This is a genomic window from Nonomuraea sp. NPDC004702 (assembly GCF_053601695.1).
Window position 1 is genome coordinate 68991 of sequence record NZ_JBSGCE010000001.1, and the last position, 20415, is coordinate 89405.

The following is a 20415-nucleotide window of genomic DNA, read 5'->3' on the forward strand; positions in this document are numbered from 1 at the left end:
GTGCCGGGTGAGCGGCGATCAGAGCGCGGCCGACAGCGCGCCGAGGCCGTGTTCGAGGTCGGCCTCGGGGATGTTCAGCGCCGGGCGCAGGCGGACGGACCGGGGCCCGCAGGGCAGCGCCAGCACGCCGTGCTCCTCCCTGAGCCGGGTCACGTAGCCGTCCCTGGCGGCCTGGTCGGGCAGGTCGAAGGCGCACATCAGGCCCCTGCCGCGCACGCCCGAGACCGTGTCGGGGTGCTCGGCCTCCAGCTTGGTGAGCCGTTCGAGCAGGACGCCGCCGAGCGTGCCGGCCCGCGCGATCAGGCCGTCGCGCTCGATGATCTCCAGCAGGCCGCGGCTGCGGACCATGTCCACCAGGCCGCCGCCCCACGTGGAGTTGATCCGGCCGCTGAGCTGGAAGACGTTGTCGGCCACCAGATCGACCCTGCGACCGGCCATGATCCCGCCGACCTGCACCTTCTTGGCGAAGGCCACCACGTCGGGGGCCAGGCCGAGCTGCTGGTAGGCCCAGGGCGTGCCGGTGGTGCCGCCGCCGGTCTGGACCTCGTCCAGGACGAACAGGGCGTCGTGCTCGTGGCACAGGGCCTGCATGGCGCGCAGGAACTCGCCGCGCATGTGGTTGTCGCCGCCCTCGCCCTGGATCGGCTCGGCGATGAAGCAGGCGATGTCGTGCGGGTGACGCTCGAAGGCGGCCCTGGCCTGGGCCAGCGCGCGTTCCTCGGCGGCCTCGACGTCGCCGAGGTGGATGGCCGGCACGTCGATGCGCGGCCAGTCGAACTTGGGGAAGCGGTCGGTCTTGCCCGGCTCGGTGTTGGTCAGGCTCAGCGTGTAGCCGCTGCGGCCGTGGAAGGCGCGGGTCAGGTGCATGACCTTGGTGCCCAGGTCGCGGGGGCGGCCGGCGGCCTCGTTGCGCCGGCTCTTCCAGTCGAAGGCGGTCTTGAGCGCGTTCTCCACGGCCAGGGCGCCGCCCTCGACGAAGAACAGGTGGGGCAGCTCGGGGTCGCCGAGCACGCGGACGAACGTGTCGACGAAGTCGGCCAGGTGCTCGGTGTAGATGTCGGGGTTGGCGGGCTTGTTCCGGGCGACCTGGCCGAGCAGGGCGGCGAAGTCGGGGTCGAAGGGCGGGTTCACACCGAGCGGGGCGGACGCGAAGAAGGTGTAGAAGTCCAGGTAGCGGCGGCCGTTGCGGGCGTCCACCAACCAGGAGCCACGGCTGAGTTCGAGATCGAGGACGAGACGGTAGCCATCGACGAGCAGGTGACGGGCAAGGCGGGTGTGTACGTCCATGCCTTCTCCAATGTCGTGAGACAGGCCGGAGGTTCCATCCAGGGAACCCGGTCGTATCCGTAAAATTTACGGTATTCCTGCCCCGCGAGTGAACTTCTTCAAACGAAGTGACAGCACAATCATCGCGATTCCATACAGGATCGCGAAAATGCCGATCAGCCAGACGAGGCTCAGCATTCCGGCGCCGGGCCAGATGATGAGCAGCACACCGAAGATCACCGACAGGATGCCGGCGATGATGAACATCCACTCGTTCTCGATGGACTTGCGCAGCCGCACGCCCGCCACGATCTCGGAGATTCCGGAGACGATGGCCCAGAAGGCGATGAGGTAGAGCAGCGCGAGCGAGGTGATCCCGGGCCAGGCGAAGGCCATGATGCCGGCCACGATGCCGACGATGCCGGAGAAGATCAGCCAGGCCCGCGACCGGGCGCCGTGCCGGAAGGCGGCGAAGAGCTCGAAGACGCCGGAGACGATGGCGTACGCACCGAAGAAGATCACCAGCACCAGCAGAGTGATCCCCGGCCAGATCAACGCCAGCACACCGAAGATGATCGCGGCAATGCCACGGACGAGCAGCAGCCACCACGAACGCGAAAGTTCCTGCATACTGGTCTGCTTTCCGTGATTCATGCGAAAAGAGACCAGTGCCGGGTCAAATGTCGACCTACATGTGGGAATAGACCACGATCGACACCGCGATGTACTGCACCAGGTACGCGGCGATCGTGCAGGCGTGGAAGACCTCGTGGAAGCCGAACCAGCGCGGCGACGGATCGGGGCGGCGCAGCCCGTAGACGATCGCGCCCGCCGAGTAGAACACCCCGCCCACGGCCACCAGCACGACGGCGGCCACCCCGGCCCCTGCGAGCAGCTGCGGCATCACGAAGATCGCCGTCCAGCCCAGCGCCAGGTACAGGACGGTGTAGAGCCAGCGCGGCGCGTTCATCCAGAACACCCGGAACAGCACCCCGGCCAGCGCGCCGCCCCACACCACCGAGAGCACGGCGACCCTGGCCGCGCCGTCGAGGGCGAGCAGCCCGAACGGCGTGTACGTGCCCGCGATGATCAGGTAGATGTTGGCGTGGTCGAACCTGCGCAGCACCTCGGCCAGGCGCGGCCCCAGCGTGCCCCGGTGGTAGGTCGCCGAGATGCCGAACAGCAGCCCCGAGGTGATCGCGTAGACCCCTGCTGCCAGCCGGGCCTGCAGGGTCGGGCCGAGCGCCACGAGCACGAACCCGGCCACCAGCGTCACCGGCAGCGCCCCGGTGTGCAACCAGCCACGCAGCCTCGGCTTCACGGTGATGGTCGTCATGTAACCTACGGTACCGTAGGTTACGGATTGAGCTGAAGTGCCAAAGGTCACAGGCCGTTCAGGAAGCGCACGGCGATCGGCACCGCGGCCGAGCGGCCCGATCCGCCGTTCCTGACGAACACGCAGAAGGCCAGGTCGCCCCGGTAGCCGATGAACCAGCCGTGCGACGTCTGGTCCTGCACCTCGGCGGTGCCCGTCTTGCCCGCCACGCCCTCCGGCAGGCCGGCCTGGCTCGCCGTCCCGTGGTCCACGACGGCGGCCATCATCTCCCGCAACGCCCCGACCACCCCCTCGTCCAGCTTGACGTCGGGGAACGGCTCGCCGTCCACGCGGCGCACGTCGTCCTCCGACAGCAGGCGGGGCGAGCGCCAGGTTCCGCTCTGCACGGCGGCGGCCACGGCGGCCATGCACAGCGGGGTGGCCACCACCGTGCCCTGGCCGATGACGTCCAGGGAGAACATGTCCGTGTCGTCGGTCTGCTGCATCGTGCCGCACCGGCCGCCCACGCCGGTCGCCATCGGCCGGTCGAACCCCCAGCGGGCGGCGGTCCTGCGCAGGTCCTCCATGGACAGCCGGCTGGTGGCCTGCTCGACGAACGTGGTGTTGCAGGAGTAGGCGTAGGCGTCGGCGAAGGTCACGGTCCCCCGGTCCACGTCGCCGTCGTTGCTGATCGCCGCCGCGAAGTCCGGCGCGTACGAGGCCGGGCAGCCCATCTCGTCGCCCGTGGCGACCCCCTTCTCCAGCAGCGCGGCGGCGACGATCGTCTTGAACGTGGAGCCGGGCGGGAAGGCGTCGCGCACCGCGCTGAAGTTGTCCTCCAGCCGGTCGGCCAGGGCCAGGATCTCGCCCGTGCTCGGCCTGAGCACCACGATCGAGGAGTTCGCCACGCCGTCCAGGGCCCGCGCGGCGGCGGCCTGGACCGGCTGCGACAGGGTGGTGCGCTCGACGTTCGCCTTCGGCAGGCGGGTCAGCAGCGTCTTGTCGGGCCGTCCCGGCATCCGCGACACCAGCTCCAGCCCGTGGTTGGCCTTGGCGAACTCGGGCTTGAGCGGGTTGAGGTAGGCGTCGGCGTAACTGTCGTTGGGGATCTTGGCGCCCTCGCTGGTCACCAGCTCGGCAGCCGGGGCCTCGACCTCCTCCACCTCCAGCGTGCCGCCGTCCTTGAGCAGCGGGTGCAGCGTCTCGGGCGTCCACAGCACCCGCCAGGCCCGGTCGCGCACGCCCAGCCGCAGCGTGCTGTCGAACGGCCACGACCCGAGGTCCGTCAGCTCCCGCACGCCCGTGAAGCGCACCTCGGCCGACTCCTCCCCCGTGCCGCGCACCGGCCCCGGCGTGAGCCGGATCGACTCGACGTGCAGGTTCTGCGACAGCTCGCGGTGCCGGTCGAAGAAGTCGGCCGGCGGCCGGTCGACCAGCAGGGCCATGCCCGCGACGTCCCCCTTCCGCCAGGCGTCGAAGTAGGCGGCGGCGGTCTTGGCGGCGCTGCCCTTGACCTGCCCGGCGGCCAGAACGGCGAAGGCGCCCGCCCCCAATACCGCGACAACCGCGATGACGAGCACAATCAGCCTCTTGCGTCGCATACGGTTCTCCCAGGGAGGGATCAGCGTGGCACGTGGACAGCGGGAACCGATGCCTGGCCTTTATCCGGTGACGTTCGGCGAGGTCGAGCTTCTCCGGGACCTGGACAGGCAGGACGGCTGGGTGCTGTCCAAGGATGGCGTACCTCAGTCGTACGTTGACCTACAAGACCCGACATTTCTGGATTTCGAGTACGTCCGGCTCATGGCGGACGTCATCGACCTCCTGCCGGAGGGGCCGCTGAGCTGCGTCCACGTCGGGGGCGGCGCGTGCACGATCCCGCGTTACGTCTCGGCCACCCGCCCCGGCTCCCGGCACATCGTGATCGAGCCCGACGGCCTGCTGGTCAACCTGGTCCGCGAGCAGCTCGACCTGCGCTCGGTCCCCCGGCTGAAGGTCATCGTGGCCGGCGGCCGCGAGGGCACGGCCAAGGTGTGGGACGACTCGGCCGACCTGGTCGTGCTCGACGCGTTCACCGGCGCCACGATGCCGGTGGAGCTGGCCACCGCGGAGTACATGGGCGACCTGGCCCGCGTGCTGCGCCCCGACGGCACGCTGCTGATCAACATGGCCGACGGCAAGGGCCTGGCGTTCGCCAAGCGGCTGCTGGCCACGGTGTGCGACGCGTTCCGGCACGTGGCGCTGCTGGCCGAGCCGGGGATCATGCGGGGCCGCCGGTTCGGCAACCTGATCGTCGCGGCCTCGCGCACGGAGCTGCCGCTCGACCTGCTGTCCCGGCGCGCGGCCGGCGGCCTCACCCAGGCGCGCTGCGTGCACGGGGAGACGCTGAAGAACTTCATCGGCGGCGCCTACCCCATCAAGGACGGCGACGCCGTGCTCGCCCCGGTCCCGCCCCCGGCCGTCTTCGGCTGAGTCAGCGGTCGGCCGGGCCGAGGTAGGCCAGGACGGCGGCCACCCGCCGGTGCACGTCGCCGCTGTTCTCCAGCCCCAGCTTGGTGAAGATGGCGTTCACGTTCTTCTCCACCGACGAGATCGACAGGTGCAGGGCACGGGCGATGCCGGCGTTGGAGCGGCCGTGGGCCATCTCGCGCAGCACGTCCCGCTCCCTCGGGGTCAGCGACTCCCCCTGCCCGCGGACCTCGCGCCTGGCCAGCAGGCCCTCGACCACCTTGGGGTCGATGACCGAGCCGCCCCCGGCGACCGCCCGGATCGCGCCGAGCAGCTCGTCGAGATCGCCCACGCGGTCCTTCAGCAGGTAGGCGAACCCGGCCGTCCCGTGCTTGAACAGCTCGAAGGCGAACAGGGCGTCGGAGAACTGCGACAGCACCACCACGCCGGTGCCGGGGTGGCCGGCCCTGATGCGGTGGGCCGCGTCGATGCCCTCGAAGCCCGGCCGCCACTCGCCGCCGGGCATGCGGATGTCGGTGACGACGACCTGCGGCTCCAGCCGGCGCACGGCGTCCAGCAGCTCGTCGGCGTCGCCGACCGCGCCCACGACGGTCACCTCGCCGGACAGTTCGAGCAGCTGCCGGGTGCCCTCGCGCACCAGGTAGTGGTCGTCGGCGACGACCGTGCGGACGGGCTCAGGCATCGGCCGGCACCCACGCGTGCATGCGTGTCCCCTTTCCGGGCTCGCTGTGGACTTCCATGCCGCCGCCCAGCGCGTCCAGGCGGTCGGCGAGCGTGGCCAGGCCGCGGCGGGCGGCGGTGGCCGGGTCGAAGCCCCTGCCGTCGTCGGCGACGGTGGCCCGTACCCGGCCCGGCGCCAGGGTCAGGCGTACCTCGATCCTGGCGGCGGCGGCGTGCTTGAGCGCGTTGGCGACGGCCTCGCTGACGGTGAAGTACATCGCGCCCTCGACCTCGTCGGCGAAACGGCGGGCCCGCAGCCCGGGGTCGGCGGTGACGGTCGTGGGCACCGGCAGCCCGGAGCAGCGTTCCTCCACGGCCTCCACCAGGCCGCCCTGGCTGAGAGCCGACGGATGGATGCCGGCGGCCAGCTCGCGCAGGTCGGTGAGCGTCTGGCGGGCCTGCTCGCGCAGGCGGGCCAGCGCGTCGGGGCCGGCGCCGGTGACGCGGGCCAGCTCCAGCCCGGCGATGAGCGCGACGAGCTGCTGCTGCACGCCGTCGTGGATGTTGCGCTCGATCCGCCGCCGCTCGGCCTCCTGGGCGTTGACCAGGCGGGCGACCAGCCCGGCGCTCTGGATGGCCAGCCCGGCGGGCACGGCCAGGGCCTCCAGGAGGCGCCGGTCCTCCCGGTCGTACCGGCCGGCGCGGCGCGGGCCGAGCTCGATGCGTCCGAGGCCGCCGCGCACCGGCACGGTCAGCGCCGTCCCGCCCTCCTCCTCGCCCGCGGCCACCCGGGTCCCGTCGGCCAGCGTCACGGCCGCCCACCTGGCCTCCAGCCCGTCGCGGACGGCGGCGGCGAGCCTGCCGAGCTGCTCGACCGGCTCGGGCGTGGCCGCCAGCGCGGTGCCGAGGCCGGACAGCACCTCGTCCACGGTGGGCCGCAGGTCGAAGATCAGGTGCAGGCGGGAGCCCCGCAGGCCGAGCCGGATGTCGAGCAGCCGGTGCCGCACGATCCCCACCAGGACGGCGACCGGCAGCGCCGCCATCACCGTGAGCAGGCCGATCACCACGGCGCCCCACAACCGGGCGTCCAGCAGGAACAGCAGCAGCACGCCCGCGCAGAGCTGGACGGCGGTGCCGGCGACCATCCAGGCGTACTGTCCGCGCTCGGCCCGCTCGCTGCGCCGCCAGCGGACCACGAGGCCGGCGAGGACGACGACGGCCGTCAGGAAGGTGAGGAGCTGGCCCAGCGCGCTGGCCAGGGCCGCCCAGATCGCCCCGGTCGTCAGCACGGCCGGCAGCTCGCCGGGCCGGGCCGGGTCGACGCCGAACAGCCCGTTTCCCACCGTGTGCATGGCGATCGCGACCCCGCCGATCCAGGCCACGGGCCGCCAGCGCCGGGACGGCAGGCGGCCGTCGGGGAAGAGCAGCGGGACGAAGATCCAGGTCAGGCCGTAGAACGTGGCATAGAGCGCGGACAGCCAGACGACGACCGGTCCGCTGTAGTGGAACCTGACGGCCAGGCCGGTGCCCAGCGCGGCGAGTCCGAAGCAGGCGGCCGCGGCCAGGAACAGCCAGCCGTACCGCAGGTCGGGACGGCGGACGGTGAGCAGCCAGCCCAGCGCGGGCAGCACCAGGCCGAGGACGCCGAAGGCCCATTCCTGCGGCGGCGCGGGCAGCCCGGACCCCAGCAGCGCACCCGCCAGGGCGCCCCCGGCGCCTATGGTCGCCAGCGACCCGGCGAGCAGCCTGGAACTCATGGACCACCATCGTCAGGGGAAACCGAATGGGCGTCTATGAGGTTAACCGCACATTCGGTACGGACAGCCTCACCTGCGAGAACGGCGGCGCATATGGTGGGCGCGGGCCCGGCCGCGGCTGTTGGCTGGGCACATGTCTCACTACAGGTTCACCGCACTGGCCACCGCCGTCATGGCCGTGGCGGTCACGGCCTGCGCGACGCAGCCCGTGCCAGCCCTGGCCACCGTCACCGGGTCCGCCACCGCCACGCCGACGGCGAGCGCCGCGGTCGAGATCCCCGACACCCCCGTCGGCCGGCAGCTCCGCTGGCTGCTGGAGGCCGTCACCCGGCTGCCCGTCGGCGACGCCGAGCTGGCCGGGCACTTCGCGCCGAGCTTCCTCGACCACATCCCACCGGCGCAGCTCAACCAGGCGCTGGCCGGGTTCGAGGACATGCGGCTGGACCGGCTGGACCAGGCCCAGGAGCGGACGTTGTCGGCGACCGTCAGGGCGGCCGGCAAGTCGTTCACCCTCGCGCTCGGGGTGGACGGCACGGGGAAGGTCGACTACATCCAGTTCACCGGCGTCGCGCTGGCCAGCTGGCCGGAGCTGGACCAGCGGCTGCGCCAGGCCGCGCCGCGGGCCGGCTTCCTGGCCGCCGAGCTGACCGGCGACGGCCGCTGCCGCCCGGTCCACGCGGTGGCCGGCGAGAAGACGTTCCCGCTCGGCTCGATGTTCAAGCTGTACGTGCTCGGCGCGGTGGCCGAGCGCATCAGGAGCGGCGCGTTCGGCTGGGACACCGAGCTGACGATCAGGCCCGAGCTGAAGAGCCTGCCGAGCGGCGAGCTGCAGAACCGTCCGGACAACAGCAAGGTGACGGTGCTGGAGGCGGCCCGGCTGATGATCTCCATCAGCGACAACACCGCCACCGACCTGCTGATCCACCAGGCCGGTCGCAAGGCGGTCGAGCGGGTCGTGCGCTCGTGGGGCGGCGACCGGCGCAACGTGCCGTTCCTGACGACCCGGGAGCTGTTCGTGCTCAAGGGCGCCGACTACCCCCGGCACGCCGAGCGGTACCTGTCGCTCGGCACGTCGGCGCGCCGCGGCTACCTGGCCGGGGTCGTGGACAAGGTGCCGCTGTCGAAGGTGCGGCCGTGGACCGAGCCGCGCGAGCTGGACCGGCTGGAGTGGTTCGCCACGCCCGCCCAGGTCTGCCGCGCCTACGCCGGGCTGGCCCGGCTGAAGGACGCCCGCGTCGGCGAGGTGTTGTCGATCACCGACGCGGGGCTGCGGCTGGACAGGAACCAGTGGCCCGTCGTGTGGCACAAGGGCGGCTCGGAGCCGGGCCTGCTGACCATGAGCTTCCTCGCCCGTACGGCCGCCGGCCGGACCTACGTGGTGTCCACGGCGGCCGTGAACCCGGACGCCCCCTTCCAGCAGGGCCCGGTGGCCCAGGAGCTGCTGGTGCTGACGCGGGGGGCGTTCGGGCTGGTCACGTCCTCATAGGGCGGCGTGGGCGAGGTCGACGAACAGGGCCGAGGACCAGCCGAAGCCGGTCGTGGCGCGGCCCGCCCGCCGTCCCGTGAGGGGGTTCCAGTACTCGTACAGGCCGCCGCCGTCGCGGACCATGGCCAGGGTGCGGGCGGCGAGCTCGGCGGCGACGTCCGGGTGGCCGGAGCGGCGCAGGCCGTCGATCAGCAGGTAGTTGACGTTCAGCCAGACCGGGCCGCGCCACATGGCGTCGGGGTCGAAGCGCGGGTCGTCGAAGGCCACCGTGGGGACCGGCCGCTCGCCCCAGAAGGCGGGCGAGGTCAGATCCTGGACCAGCCGGTCGGCGATCTCGGCCGGGAGGCGGCCGGTGAGCAGCGGCATGAGGTCGAGCGGCGTCCGCACGTCGGCGTCGGCCGCGCCGGCGACCTTGGTGACGAAGCGGCGGCCGTTCCAGCGGCGTTCGACCATGCGGTCCACGAGCGCCTGGGCCCTGGCCCGCCACTCGCCGGCGTCCTTGCCGAGCGCGGCGGCGATGTCGCCCAGGCGGTCGTACTGGAGGGCCAGGTAGGAGTTGAGGTCCGGGGGCTCGGCGCGCGGGCCGCCGTCCCAGATGGGGCTGTCGTCCAGGCCCGAGGAGTACGGGTGCAGGTACTCGGCCAGGCCGTCGCCGTCCGGGTCGGAGTGGGCGAACCACCACTGCTGCGACCTGACCAGCGGCTCGTAGACCTCGGCCAGGAAGCCCGGGTCGGGGTCCACCTCGTGGATCTTCCACACCGCCCAGGCGGTCAGCGGCGGCTTGGTGACGGGCACGACATGCCGGATCGGCTCGCCGCCGACGTGCTGGGCCAGCCGGGCCAGGTCGGAGCGGGGCAGGTCGGTGGTCTCGGCGAGCACGCCGTGGTCGTGCACCACGTCGGGGATCAGGCCGTCGGGACGCTGGTTGTCGAGCAGGATGCGGATCTGCTCCCTGGCCAGGGCCGGCTCGGCGTGCCGCAGGGCGATGGCGTGGAAGTAGGAGTCCCAGTTCCACAGGCCGACGTAGCCGTACTTGGAGGGGATGAGGGATTCCCTGCCCTGGATGCGCACCAGGTTGACGGCCAGCGTCCACCAGGCCTGCTCGGCGCGTTCGCGCAGCTCGCCGGGGACGGCGGGCATCCGGGCGAACCAGGCGGCCCAGCGTTCGGCGGCCTCGGCCAGCACCTTCGCGCCGTCGGTGACGGTCCGCCCGCCGGCCAGGGTGAGGCAGCCGTCCACGGCGGCCTCGCCGCCGTCCCAGACGGCCCTGGCGCCCTCGCCGACCGCGACGAGGGTGTCGGGGTCGGCGAAGGCCAGGGTCACGTCACCGTCGAACTCCACCCGGTGGGGCAGGGCCCGGCGCACGCGCAGCTCCCGGGAACCGGCGTAGAACCGCAGTCCGGCGCGGACGGTCGTGTCGTCGAGCCGGGTCTCGTAGAGCGCCTCGGCGACGCGCAGCGAGCCGTCGTCGGCCGCCATGACGAGCAGCCGCGAGCCGCGCTCGGTGAAGGGACGTTCGCGCAGGTCCAGCACTTACTTTCCTCCCAGGCCGGAGGCGGCCATCGAGTTGATGATCTTCCGCTGCCCGATCAGGAACGCGATCAGCGTCGGCACCACGGCGATCGCCGAGGCCGCCAGGATCTGCCCGTAGTCGGTCGCGCCGTGCTGCTGGGCGAACTGGCTGAGCAGCAGCGGGACGGTGGCCAGCTCCGGCGTGTTCAGAAAGATCAGCGGGAACAGGAACGAGTTCCAGGACGCCAGGAACACGATGATGCCGAGCGCGCCGAGCCCCGGCCGGATGTTGGGCAGGACGATGCTCCAGAAGCACCGCCACCGGCCCGCGCCGTCGATCCTGGCCGCCTCCTCCAGCTCGATCGGCACCGCCCTGATGAACTGACGCAGCAGGAACACCGCGAACGGGTTCGCGATCGTCGGGATGATCAGCGACAGGTGCGAGTCGATCCAGCCGAACTTGGCCAGCATCAGGTAGAGCGGCACGATCGTCACCTGCGCCGGCACCATCTGCGTGGCAAGGAACAGCACGAACAGCACGCCCGAGCCCCTGAACCTGATCCGGGCGAAGGCGTAGGCGGCCATGGCCGAGGTGAGCAGGGTGAGCACCACGTTGAGCGCGGCGATGTAGAAGCTGTTCCAGTACGCCAGCCCGAACGGCATGGTCGACAGCGCGTCGGGATAGTTCTGCCAGGTCCAGGGGTTGGGCAGCCAGGCGGTCGGATCGTTGATCATCTGCCGCACGCCCTTGGCGGAGGTGAACAACATCCACACGAACGGGAACAGCATCAGCAGCCCGCCGACCGTGAGCGCGGCGTGCAGACCGATCTGCCGTGATCTCATGCGTACCGCCTCACGAGTCGTAGTGGACGAAGCGCTTCTGCGCGGCGAACTGGACCAGCGTCACGAGCAGCGTCAGCACCAGCAGGATCAGGGCGGCCGCGCTGCTCGGCCCGAACTCGAACTTCTTGAAGCCGAGATCGAAGATGTGATACACGATCGTGCGCGCGCCCTCGTTGTCCTTCGGGTCCACCAGCACGTAGATCTGGTCGAACGCCTGGAACGAGCTGATCACCGCGACCACGCTGGAGAAGAAGATCGTGGGCGACAGCAGCGGCAGCGTGACCGACCGGAAGATCCGGAAGGAGCTCGCGCCGTCGATCCGGGCGGCCTCGACGACCTGCGGCGGGATGGTCTGCAGCCCGGCCATGAAGATCACCACGTTGAGGCCGAGCGAGGACCAGATCGTCACCACGGCGATCGCCACGATGACCCAGCCGGGGTCGAGCAGCCAGTCGGGGCCGCTGACGCCGAACCAGCTCCTGAGCGAGGTGTTCAGCACGCCGTTCTCGTCGCCGGCCAGGATGACCTGCCACATCAGGGCGACGGCCACCGAGCTGGTGACGACCGGCATGAAGTACACGACCCGGTAGACGTTGCTGCCCTTGATGCTGTTCAGGGCCACCGCGATCAGCACCGCCAGGGCGAGCCCGAACGGCACGGTCAGCAGCGCCAGCTTGACCGTGTTCCACACCGCGCGGCCGAACAGCGGGTCGGTGAGCTGGGCGGCGAAGTTGGACAGCCCGGCCCACGACTTCTCGCCGAGCCCGTCCCAGTTCATGAAGGCCAGCACCACGGCGAACCCGAGCGGGATCACCAGGAACACCACCAGCGCGCCGACCTGCGGCGCGAGGAAGATCGCGGCCCACCAGCCGTCGCGGTCGCGCAGCTTCTTGGCGGGCCGCGCGGCGGTCTTGCCGCGCGGCCCGGCGAGCACGGCCATCCGCTAGCCCAGCTTGCCGTCGACGAGGGTCTGCAGCTCGGTCATGCCCTGCTCGAAGCCGAGCTTGCCCTGCCAGACCTTCATCAGGTGCTCGTTGATCGAGGCGGTCAGGCCGGGCACCGCGACCTCTTCGGGGTAGTTCGCGAAGCCGGTGTCCCGCACGTCGAGGAACGTCTGGGCGTGCGCGGGGTAGTTGCCGTCCAGCACGACCTGCTCGGCGCCCTTGATCGAGGGGACCGCGCCGCCGTTCTTGAGCCGCAGGAGCTGGCCCTCCTTGCTGACGAACTCCGTCAGGAAGGTGAAGGCCTCCTTGGGCTGCTTGGTGCCCTTGTTGAGCGCCAGGTAGGAGGCCGCCACGGCGCCGGGCATCGGCTCGCCGGTCTCGGACGGGAACGGGACGATGTCGTAGTTGTCCAGCTCGCCGCCCTTCTTGACGATGTCGATCATCCAGCGGCCACCGGCGAAGAAGCCCGCCTTGTGCTTGATGAACTGGGTGTTCGCGCCGTTGCTGGCCGGCAGCACGTCCGCGCTCAGGAACGTCTTGTCCTGGTAGCCCTTGGCCAGGGTCTCCAGCGCCTTGCGGGACTTGGGGTCGGTGGTGGCGACGAACTTGCCGCCGTCCCAGACCTTGCCGCCGAAGCCGGAGACGACCGAGTACGTGGATCCGTACCAGTTCCAGTAGATGGACCCGCCCAGGCCCGCGGCCTTGAGCTTGGCGTTCATGTCCAGGTACTTGGCCATGGTCCACTGCTTGGACGCGTTGAGGGTGGCCGGGTCCTCGGTGATGCCGGCGGCCTTCAGGGCCTTCTTGTCGTACCAGAGGACCTCGGGGTTGGTGTCGTTCGGGACGCCGTAGATCTTGCCGTCCTTCTTGGCGCCGCCGTACACGCCCTCGAAGAAGTCCTCGGGCTTGCTCTTGGAGTCCGGGCCCGCGAGCTGGTCGTTGAGCGGCGAGACGACACCGGCGGAGACGAACTTGCCGATGTTGTCGTCGCCCACGAAGAACACGTCGGGAGCCGTGCCGCTGGTGAGCTGGGCGAGCAGTTTGGGGTGGTAGTCCTCGTACTTGGCGACGGACTCCAGCTTGAGCTTGATGTTGGGGTGACGCTGCTCGAAGTCCTTGGTGAAGGACTCGTAGAGCTTGACGTCCTCCGCCGATCCCCACGTGGACCAGCGGATGGTGACCTGCCCTGCGGCGGCGTTCCCGCTCACGCCTGGAACGTTCCCTCCACCGCCGCTGCAGGCGGTGGCGGCGGTGGCGAGCAGACCCAGTACGGCCAGCGCACGCTTCATGATGGGCTCCTTCGGGGGGTGGTGCTGTTGGGGCTACGCGAGCCCGCCGCCGTCGACGACGAGAGCGGAACCGGTGATGTAACTGGCGGCGTCGCTCGCCAGGAAGAGGACGGCCTGGGCGATCTCCTCGGGGCTGCCCGAGCGGCCCATCGGCCGGTCGGCGGCGTCGGCCTCGAAGGCGGCCCAGTCCTCGTTGAGCTGACGGGCCTCGTCCCGCAGCATCGGGGTGTTCGTGTCGCCGGGGTTGACGGAGTTCACCCGGATCCCGGCCTTGGCGTGGTCGATCGCCAGCGCCCTGGTCATGTTGACGACGGCTGCCTTGGAGGCGCAGTAGGAGATCGCGTTCCCGCCGCCCTTGAGGCCCCAGCCGGAGCCCGTGTTGACGATCGAGCCGCCCTCGGTCATGAGCGGGATGGCGTGCTTGCACATCAGGAACACCGAGCGCACGTTGACCGCCATCACGCGGTCCCACTCGTCGGCGTCGAGGTCGAGCGCGGTGGTGCGGCGGATGATGCCCGCGTTGTTGAACAGGACGTGCAGGCCGCCGTAGGTGTCCACGGCCGTGCGGGTGATGCGCCGGCAGTCCTCCTCCGCGGACACGTCCCCCTGGACGGCCACCGCGGCCGCCCCCGTCCGCGTGATCTCCTTGGCCGTCGCCTCGGCCCCGGCGCCGTCGATGTCGGCGACGACGACCTGGGCGCCCGCCTCGGCGAAGAGCAGCGCCGTCGCCCGGCCGATGCCGGAGGCACCGCCGGTGACGATCGCGACCTTGCCATCGAGCCTGTTCATCCGTAGAACTCCTCACTTGCCGCACAAATGCGATAAATCGTGCTTTCGCGGTATCCGGTGATCACCCGTACGTGCCCGGCCAGCTTCCGGTCCAGTTCCTGGTCCCCGCTGTCGGCCAGCAGCGGCCGTCCGCCGAGCCCGGCCAGCTTCTGCTGGGTGGCCAGCACGACCAGCCGGTCGCCGGACCCGTCACCGAGCACCTCGTCGAGCACCCGCGGCGAGACCTGCTGGTTGCCGCGGCCGAGCACGAAGCCCTGCCCGCCGATCACCGACAGCACGATGACCGTCTCCCGGCCGCGTACCAGCTCGAACAGCTCCCCCTCGGTCACGTCGGCGGCCACCAGGTCGGCGCCACCGCCCGCGCGGGCCTCGATCACGTCCACGCCGAGCAGCGTGGTGGCGAGCCCGAGCTCCCTGCCCACGGCCGCCGTGGTGGCGCCGGGACCGAGCACGTAGCGCGCCCCCGGCCGCAGCCGGGCCGCGACCTCCCGGGCGATGCCCTCGACCGTGGCCGGAGCCGCGTCCGAGGAGCCCGCCTTGCGTCCCGACAGGGCCGCGCGGCCTGCCGGGACGCGCAGGCTACCGTAGAGCCGGGGGCTGACGAGCCCGCGGCGGTAGCGCTCCTCGTCCAGGTCGACCACCTCGGCCTCGACGCTGTCCGGCCGGGCCAGGAAGTCGGCGGCCACGAACCCGGCGGTGGCCGGGCTGAGCGCGAAGCACCCCGAGTACACCTTGACCCCGGCCGGGATCCCGAGCACGGGCGGCGCCTGGCCGCCCAGCTCCCGCACGGCGTCGAGCACGTCGCGCGCCGTGCCGTCGCCGCCGGCGAACAGCAGCAGGTCCACGCCGGCGAGCGCGGCGACGGCCGCCCGGGTGTCCGCGGCCGTGGTCGCTGCCGTGCTCATGCCATCGTCCTGGACGCCGGAGGGCGCCAGCTCGTACGGGACCGCGGCGGCGCGGGCGCTGTCCTCGCCCATCGCCCCCGCCACGGTCACCAGCCGGGCCCCGGGACGGCGGGCGAGCAGCGTGGCGACGGCCTGCGCGGCCCGCCGCCCGGCCCTGGGCTCGGCGCCCTTGGCCAGGGCCGCGCGCTGCACGTCGGCGCCGTCGCTGCCCTTGAGCCCCACGGACCCGCCCAGCCCGGCGACCGGGTTGACGACCAGCCCGATCACGCCGTTCCCTCCGGACGTCATGGCTCAGCCGCCCGCGGCCAGGTGCTTGCGCACGTACGCCCGCCAGGTCGGCGCCCACTGCTTGGGGTCGTCGAGCGGCGTCGGGTCGATCTTGTGGATCGTCTGGTTGTACGGCGCGCCCTTGACGAACTCCGGATCCCGCCGCGCCTCCGAGGCGACGTGCTCCAGGATCGCCGCGTACTCGTCCAGGTCCTCCCGCGAGTACGACTCCGTCGGCTCCAGCGTGAACGGCTCCGGCACCAGGTACGGGTGGTGGCTGGTCCAGTAGTGGACGCCGAAGTCGGCGGCGCGCACCCCGATCTCCTCCGAGTGCACCCCCGTCTCCTCCGACAGCTCCTGCCAGGAGTAGCGGACCTGCTCGATCCGGCGCTGGTTCCACGGCGCCGAGGCCCCGGGGATCTGCAGCACCTTGTGCATCAGGTAGTTGTTGTTCAGCGCCGATGTCTCGGCCACCTCGCGCAGCCCCTTCGCGCCCAGGGTCATGATCCAGGCGTAGGCGCGCACGATGTTCGGGGTGACGCCGAGGAACGGCCGGATCTTGCCGACGCTCCGCGCGGGCGTCTCCAGCCCGTAGGACTCGCCGTCGAAGGAGACGACCGGGCCGGGCAGGAACGGCTCCAGCTCCGGCGAGACGCCGCAGGCGCCGGCCGCCGGGCCGCCGCAGGCGTGCGGCGTGGAGAACGTCTTGTGCAGGTTGAAGTGGCACAGGTCGAACCCGGCGTCGCGGGCCCTGGTGATGCCGAGGATGCCGTTGGCGTTGGCCTGGTCGTAGCAGGCCAGGCCGCCGACCTCGTGCACCAGGTCCACGAACTCCTTGATCCGGGAGTTGTAGATGCCGGTGTCCTCGGGGTTGGTGATCATCAGGGCGGCCGTGCGCGGGCCGACGGCGGCGCGCAGGGCCTCGATGTCGGGCAGGCCGTTGGCGTCCGGCATGAGGGTGATGACCTCGTACCCGGCGACCTTGGCGCAGGCCGCGTTCGAGGGGTGCGAGAACATCGTGGTGATGACCTGGTCCCGGTGGCCCTCGCCGCGGGCGGCGTGGTAGGCCCTGATCATGGCGATGTTGGCGTAGATGGCCGCCGAGCCCGAGCCGGGCTGGAGCGACACCCGCGACATGCCGGAGATCTCGGCCAGCATGCGCTCCAGCCGCCAGTAGATCTCCAGCACGCCCTGCACGGTGTCCTCGTGCTGCAACGGGTGCAGCTCGGCGATCGCGTTGGCGAACTGGTCGTTGACCTTCGGGCTGTACTTCATCGTGCAGGTGCCCTGGCCGATGTCGATGTTGAGGTCGACGCCCAGGTTCTCCTGCGACAGCCGCAGGTAGTGCCGCACCACGTGCGGCTGCGCCATCTCGGGCAGCTTCGGCGGGGTGGCCCGGCCGACGCCCTCGGGCAGCTCGACCTTCGGCGCGCCCGGCTCGGGCACGGCTATGCCGCGGCGGCCGGGGCTGGACAGCTCGAAGATGATCGGCTCGTCCCAGCGTGCCTGGTGGAAGCGGCGCAGCGGCGGCTTGGGCGCCACCGGCAGTTCCGCGAAGGACTCGGCTCCGTGCCCGCTCATGCCTGCACAACCTCCTGTACGGCTGCCGCGAGCCGGTCGATGTCGTCGATGGTGTGGCGTTCGGTCACGCAGACCAGCACCGTGCGCTCGTCCAGCGGGACGCCGCCGTAGATGCCGCGCTCTCGCAGCGCGGCGAGCAGCGCCGCGGAGTCGGCCACCTCGATCGCGAACTCGCGGAAGTGCACCGAGCCCGCGTGCCGGACGGTGACCGACCGGCCCAGGGCGTCCATCGCGTACCGGGTGCGGGCCAGGACGGTCTCGCCGAGCTCCTTCATGCCCTGCGGGCCCATGAGCGCGAGGTAGACCCCGGCCGTGATGCCCCACAGGGCCGCGGCCGTGCCCACCCATTCCTTGCCCTCTTCGCGCAGGGCGAAGGAGGTGCGGTCGTAGAAGACGTCGCCGAAGCCGTACTCGCCGGGGACCTTCGTCGGCGCGATGCCGAACAGGCGCGAGGGGAACTCGGCGACCAGCGGCTCGTGGTCCTGGGTGGCGATGTAGCCGGCGTGGCCGCCGCCGTAGTTCTGGTGGATGCCGAGCGACTGGATGTCGCCGCAGACGATGTCGGCGCCGTAGGAGGCGGGCGGGGCCAGCACGCCCAGGGAGATGGGGTCGGCGCTGACGACCAGCAGCGCGCCGGCGGCGTGCGCGTGGTCGGCCAGCTCCCGGCCACGGGTCTCGACGACGCCGTAGACGTTCGGGGTCTCCAGGTACAGGGCGGCGTAGGAGTCGTCCAGCGCGACCTCGCCGATCTGCCCGTCCTCGGCCACCGGGGCGAGCTCGATGGTGATGTCGGGGGCCAGGAAGTCACGCAGCTTGCTCAGCTTGTCGGCGGCGATCGCCCCGGTGACCAGCACCTTCGACCGCTTGGTGTAGCGGCAGGCCATGCGCAGCGCGGTGCCCGAGGCCTGGAAGCCGTCGTAGGTGGGGACGTTGACGACGTCCATCTCCAGCAGCTCGCCCATCATGCTGACGTACTCGAACAGGGCCTGGAAGCGGCCGTGGTCCTCGTACGGCTCGCCCGCGTACGCGGTCAGGAACTCGCTCCTGGAGTTGACCTCGTCGCAGACGGCGGGCACGTGGTGCGGGTAGCAGCCGTGGCCGAGGAAGCTGAGCGCCTCCTCGGTGTCGGTGTTCCGGGCGAACAGCCCCTTCATGTGGCGCACCAGGTCGCGCTCGGCGGTGAACGGCGCCGGCAGGTCGAGGGGCCGGTCGAGCCGCAGCTCCGCGGGGATGTCGGCGTAGAACTCGTCGACGCTCGACGCGCCGACCGCCGCGAGCATCTCGGCTCGTACGCCCGGCTCGGCGTTGGGTATGTACGGGTGCGTCACTTGTCTCCTTCGATCCTGAGCACGACGGCGTCGCGCGGGGCCAGCTCGATGCCGCCCCGCAGTTCGGCCCCGGTGAGCAGGTCCGTCCCCGGGTGCGGGAGCGTGACCGGCTGCGGGGCGGTGGTGTGGTTGAGGAGGAACAGGTGGCCGCCCCTCCTGACGGCCTCCACGCCCTGCGGCACGTCGATGCGGTCGATGCCGTCCAGCAGCGGCTCCAGCACCGGCGTCACGTCGTCGAGCAGGCAGCCGACGTAGGTGGCCGTGCCCTTGCGGGTGACGGCGGGCAGTCCGTCCAGGTCGCCGCCCTCGAACAGGGCGACGGGCTCGGCGCCCTCCAGCCTGATCCACTCGGCCCAGGTGCGGGCCTCGCCCAGGCCGGTGCGCTGGACGTCCCCGTCGGCGAGCGGCCAGAACTCCTCCACGGCGATGCCGAGCAGGCCGGCCAGCGGGCCGGGCGCGCCGCCCTCGTGCACCTGGTCGCTCTCGTCCACGACGCCGCTGAACGGGCCCACGACGAGCCTGCCCTGGTACGCCTCCAGCGCCTTGGCCTGCTCGGCGGTGCACATGTACAGGTTCGGGGCGATGACCAGCTCGTACGGCGACAGGTCTCGGCCGGGCGGCACCAGGTCGACCGCGATGCCCCTGGCGTGCAGCGGGGCGTACCAGGCGAGCAGCAGCTCCTTGAGCCTGAGCCGGTTGGACGGCATGGACTCGGGGGCCTCCAGGGCCCACCAGCTCGGCCAGTCGAGCACCAGTGCGACCTGGGCGCGGGTGTCACTGCCCGCGACCTCCGACAACCGCCGCAGGTCGGCGCCGAGCGCCAGGGTGTCCCGCCAGCCGCGGGTACGCGTCCCGCCGTGCGGCAGCATCGCCGAGTGGAACTTCTCGGGGCCGTACTTGGCCTGCCGCCACTGGAAGAACATCACGCCGTCGGAGCCGTGGGCGAGCGCCTGGAGGCTGTGCAGGCGCATCATGCCGGGCGGCTTGGGGACGTTCACCTCGCGCCAGGACACCGCGGACGGCGCGGACTCCAGCAGCAGCCAGGGCCCCTGCCGCAGCGAGCGCATGAGGTCGTAGCTGAGCGCCACCTGCACGTGCGAGGTCGGGTCGGCCGGGTCGGGGTAGGCGTCGTCGCTCACCAGGTCCTCGGCCGCGGCCCACTTCCAGTAGTCGAGGCCGTGCAGGATGCTCATGAAGTTCGTGGTGACCGGGACGTCCGGCGTGATCGCGCGCAGCGCCGCCTTCTCGGCCAGGAACAGCTCCAGGAGGGCGTCGCTGCAGAAGCGCCGCCAGTCGAGCACCTGGGCGGGGTTGACCGGGCCCGGGGCCGTCCTGGGCGGCTCGACCTGGCCGAAGGACGTGTAGTGCTGACCCCAGCAGGAGGTGCCCCAGGCGGCGTTGAGGCCGCCGACGGTCGCGTACCGCTCTTCCAGCCAGCGGCGGAAGTGGGCGGCGGACTCGGGGCAGAAGCACTCCAGCGTGTGGTCGGCGTACTCGTTGCCGATGTGCCACATGGCCAGCGCCGGGTGGTCGCCGTAGCGCTCGGCCATCGCGGTGGCCATCCGTACGGCGTGCTCGCGGTAGACCGGCGAGCTCGGGCAGTAGCCCTGCCGGGAGCCGAACTCCAGCCGCACGCCGTCGGCGTTGACCGGCAGCATCTCGGGGTGCTCGCGCACCAGCCAGGGCGGCGGCGTCGCGGTCGCGGTGGCCAGGTCGGCGGCGATGCCGTGCTCGTGCAGCAGGTCGATGACCCGGTCGAGCCACCCGAAGTCGTAGACCCCGCGCTCGGGCTCCAGGCGCGACCAGGAGAACACCGCGACGGTCGCCATGTTGACCCCGGCCTCGGCCATGAGCCGCGCGTCCTCGGCCCACACCTCCTCCGGCCACTGCTCGGGGTTGTAGTCTCCGCCGAACAGCAGCCCCGGTATCCGGGTCAGCCCCACTCGAACTCCTCGATCATGCAATGTAATATTTTGTATGCCGAATTCATAGTGCAGTATTTTG

At 71.5% G+C, this 20415-nt stretch carries 17 protein-coding genes; 2 read left to right on the top strand and 15 right to left on the bottom strand.

Annotated elements, in window-relative coordinates; all coding sequences use genetic code 11:
• Positions 1-18 precede the first annotated feature (18 nt).
• The 4 genes from lat to ACWEJ6_RS00360 form a co-directional block, all read right to left on the bottom strand.
• On the bottom strand, positions 19-1287 hold the full coding sequence (gene lat, locus ACWEJ6_RS00345) for an L-lysine 6-transaminase (RefSeq protein ID WP_358288073.1): 1269 nt from the start codon (positions 1285-1287) through the stop codon (positions 19-21).
• A gap of 66 nt (positions 1288-1353) precedes the next feature.
• Complete coding sequence (locus ACWEJ6_RS00350; RefSeq protein ID WP_358288076.1) at positions 1354-1896, bottom strand: HdeD family acid-resistance protein; 543 nt, start codon at positions 1894-1896, stop codon at positions 1354-1356.
• Between the two features lie 58 nt (positions 1897-1954).
• The gene (trhA, locus tag ACWEJ6_RS00355) at positions 1955-2602 is read right to left on the bottom strand and encodes a PAQR family membrane homeostasis protein TrhA (protein WP_452420263.1); all 648 of its coding nucleotides are present in this window, start codon (positions 2600-2602) and stop codon (positions 1955-1957) included.
• 47 nt (positions 2603-2649) lie between these two features.
• Complete coding sequence (locus ACWEJ6_RS00360; RefSeq protein WP_452420265.1) at positions 2650-4182, bottom strand: penicillin-binding transpeptidase domain-containing protein; 1533 nt, start codon at positions 4180-4182, stop codon at positions 2650-2652.
• 67 nt (positions 4183-4249) lie between these two features.
• Here ACWEJ6_RS00360 and ACWEJ6_RS00365 point away from each other — a divergent pair, with 67 nt between their 5' ends.
• On the top strand, positions 4250-5053 hold the full coding sequence (locus ACWEJ6_RS00365; RefSeq protein WP_387670742.1) for a spermidine synthase: 804 nt from the start codon (positions 4250-4252) through the stop codon (positions 5051-5053).
• A 1-nt stretch (position 5054) separates the two neighbouring features.
• Here the strand turns inward: ACWEJ6_RS00365 and ACWEJ6_RS00370 are convergent, their stop codons facing one another.
• Positions 5055-5732, bottom strand: a complete 678-nt coding sequence (locus ACWEJ6_RS00370; protein WP_387670744.1) for a response regulator transcription factor — start codon at positions 5730-5732, stop codon at positions 5055-5057.
• Positions 5725-7467, bottom strand: coding sequence for an ATP-binding protein (locus tag ACWEJ6_RS00375; RefSeq protein ID WP_452420268.1), 1743 nt, complete (start codon positions 7465-7467; stop codon positions 5725-5727). The genes ACWEJ6_RS00370 and ACWEJ6_RS00375 overlap by 8 nt, the downstream gene beginning before the upstream one ends.
• Before the next feature lie 133 nt (positions 7468-7600).
• Between ACWEJ6_RS00375 and ACWEJ6_RS00380 the strand changes: the two genes are divergently transcribed.
• A complete protein-coding gene (locus tag ACWEJ6_RS00380; RefSeq protein ID WP_452420270.1) occupies positions 7601-8953 on the top strand; it encodes a serine hydrolase in 1353 nt (450 codons plus the stop codon).
• Here the strand turns inward: ACWEJ6_RS00380 and ACWEJ6_RS00385 are convergent.
• Genes ACWEJ6_RS00385 through ACWEJ6_RS00425 form a run of 9 tightly spaced genes read right to left on the bottom strand, consistent with a single transcriptional unit; the run spans position 8948 to position 20354 of the window.
• Complete coding sequence (locus ACWEJ6_RS00385) at positions 8948-10486, bottom strand: amylo-alpha-1,6-glucosidase (RefSeq protein WP_452420272.1); 1539 nt, start codon at positions 10484-10486, stop codon at positions 8948-8950. The genes ACWEJ6_RS00380 and ACWEJ6_RS00385 overlap by 6 nt on opposite strands.
• The gene (locus ACWEJ6_RS00390; RefSeq protein WP_358288097.1) at positions 10487-11308 is read right to left on the bottom strand and encodes a carbohydrate ABC transporter permease; all 822 of its coding nucleotides are present in this window, start codon (positions 11306-11308) and stop codon (positions 10487-10489) included.
• 10 nt (positions 11309-11318) lie between these two features.
• Positions 11319-12248 carry a carbohydrate ABC transporter permease gene (locus tag ACWEJ6_RS00395; protein WP_358288100.1) on the bottom strand — a complete coding sequence of 310 codons (930 nt, stop codon included), beginning with the start codon at positions 12246-12248 and terminating at the stop codon, positions 11319-11321.
• 3 nt (positions 12249-12251) lie between these two features.
• A complete protein-coding gene (locus tag ACWEJ6_RS00400; protein WP_452420274.1) occupies positions 12252-13541 on the bottom strand; it encodes an ABC transporter substrate-binding protein in 1290 nt (429 codons plus the stop codon).
• A gap of 33 nt (positions 13542-13574) precedes the next feature.
• Positions 13575-14330: an SDR family NAD(P)-dependent oxidoreductase gene (locus tag ACWEJ6_RS00405; RefSeq protein ID WP_452420276.1), complete on the bottom strand. Its 756-nt coding sequence runs from the start codon at positions 14328-14330 to the stop codon at positions 13575-13577.
• Positions 14327-15523: an ATP-NAD kinase family protein gene (locus ACWEJ6_RS00410; RefSeq protein ID WP_452420278.1), complete on the bottom strand. Its 1197-nt coding sequence runs from the start codon at positions 15521-15523 to the stop codon at positions 14327-14329. Before ACWEJ6_RS00410 ends, ACWEJ6_RS00405 begins: the two co-directional genes overlap by 4 nt.
• Positions 15524-15526: 3 nt before the next feature.
• Positions 15527-17083, bottom strand: a complete 1557-nt coding sequence (gene gcvPB, locus ACWEJ6_RS00415) for an aminomethyl-transferring glycine dehydrogenase subunit GcvPB (protein WP_452420280.1) — start codon at positions 17081-17083, stop codon at positions 15527-15529.
• Positions 17080-18411, bottom strand: coding sequence for an aminomethyl-transferring glycine dehydrogenase subunit GcvPA (gene gcvPA, locus ACWEJ6_RS00420; protein ID WP_452420282.1), 1332 nt, complete (start codon positions 18409-18411; stop codon positions 17080-17082). The genes gcvPB and gcvPA overlap by 4 nt, the downstream gene beginning before the upstream one ends.
• Entirely contained in the window at positions 18408-20354 is a 1947-nt protein-coding gene (locus ACWEJ6_RS00425; protein ID WP_452420284.1) for a beta-galactosidase, read from the bottom strand. The genes gcvPA and ACWEJ6_RS00425 overlap by 4 nt, the downstream gene beginning before the upstream one ends.
• Between the last annotated feature and the right edge of the window lie 61 nt (positions 20355-20415).

Coding starts and splice junctions, on each gene's coding strand:
- lat (WP_358288073.1), bottom strand. CDS start 1,287: ATGGACGTACACACCCGCCTTGCCCGTCACCTGCTCGTCGATGGCTAC.
- ACWEJ6_RS00350 (WP_358288076.1), bottom strand. CDS start 1,896: ATGCAGGAACTTTCGCGTTCGTGGTGGCTGCTGCTCGTCCGTGGCATT.
- trhA (WP_452420263.1), bottom strand. CDS start 2,602: ATGACGACCATCACCGTGAAGCCGAGGCTGCGTGGCTGGTTGCACACC.
- ACWEJ6_RS00360 (WP_452420265.1), bottom strand. CDS start 4,182: ATGCGACGCAAGAGGCTGATTGTGCTCGTCATCGCGGTTGTCGCGGTA.
- ACWEJ6_RS00370 (WP_387670744.1), bottom strand. CDS start 5,732: ATGCCTGAGCCCGTCCGCACGGTCGTCGCCGACGACCACTACCTGGTG.
- ACWEJ6_RS00375 (WP_452420268.1), bottom strand. CDS start 7,467: ATGAGTTCCAGGCTGCTCGCCGGGTCGCTGGCGACCATAGGCGCCGGG.
- ACWEJ6_RS00380 (WP_452420270.1), top strand. CDS start 7,601: ATGTCTCACTACAGGTTCACCGCACTGGCCACCGCCGTCATGGCCGTG.
- ACWEJ6_RS00390 (WP_358288097.1), bottom strand. CDS start 11,308: ATGAGATCACGGCAGATCGGTCTGCACGCCGCGCTCACGGTCGGCGGG.
- ACWEJ6_RS00395 (WP_358288100.1), bottom strand. CDS start 12,248: ATGGCCGTGCTCGCCGGGCCGCGCGGCAAGACCGCCGCGCGGCCCGCC.
- ACWEJ6_RS00400 (WP_452420274.1), bottom strand. CDS start 13,541: ATGAAGCGTGCGCTGGCCGTACTGGGTCTGCTCGCCACCGCCGCCACC.
- ACWEJ6_RS00405 (WP_452420276.1), bottom strand. CDS start 14,330: ATGAACAGGCTCGATGGCAAGGTCGCGATCGTCACCGGCGGTGCCTCC.
- ACWEJ6_RS00410 (WP_452420278.1), bottom strand. CDS start 15,523: ATGACGTCCGGAGGGAACGGCGTGATCGGGCTGGTCGTCAACCCGGTC.
- gcvPB (WP_452420280.1), bottom strand. CDS start 17,083: ATGAGCGGGCACGGAGCCGAGTCCTTCGCGGAACTGCCGGTGGCGCCC.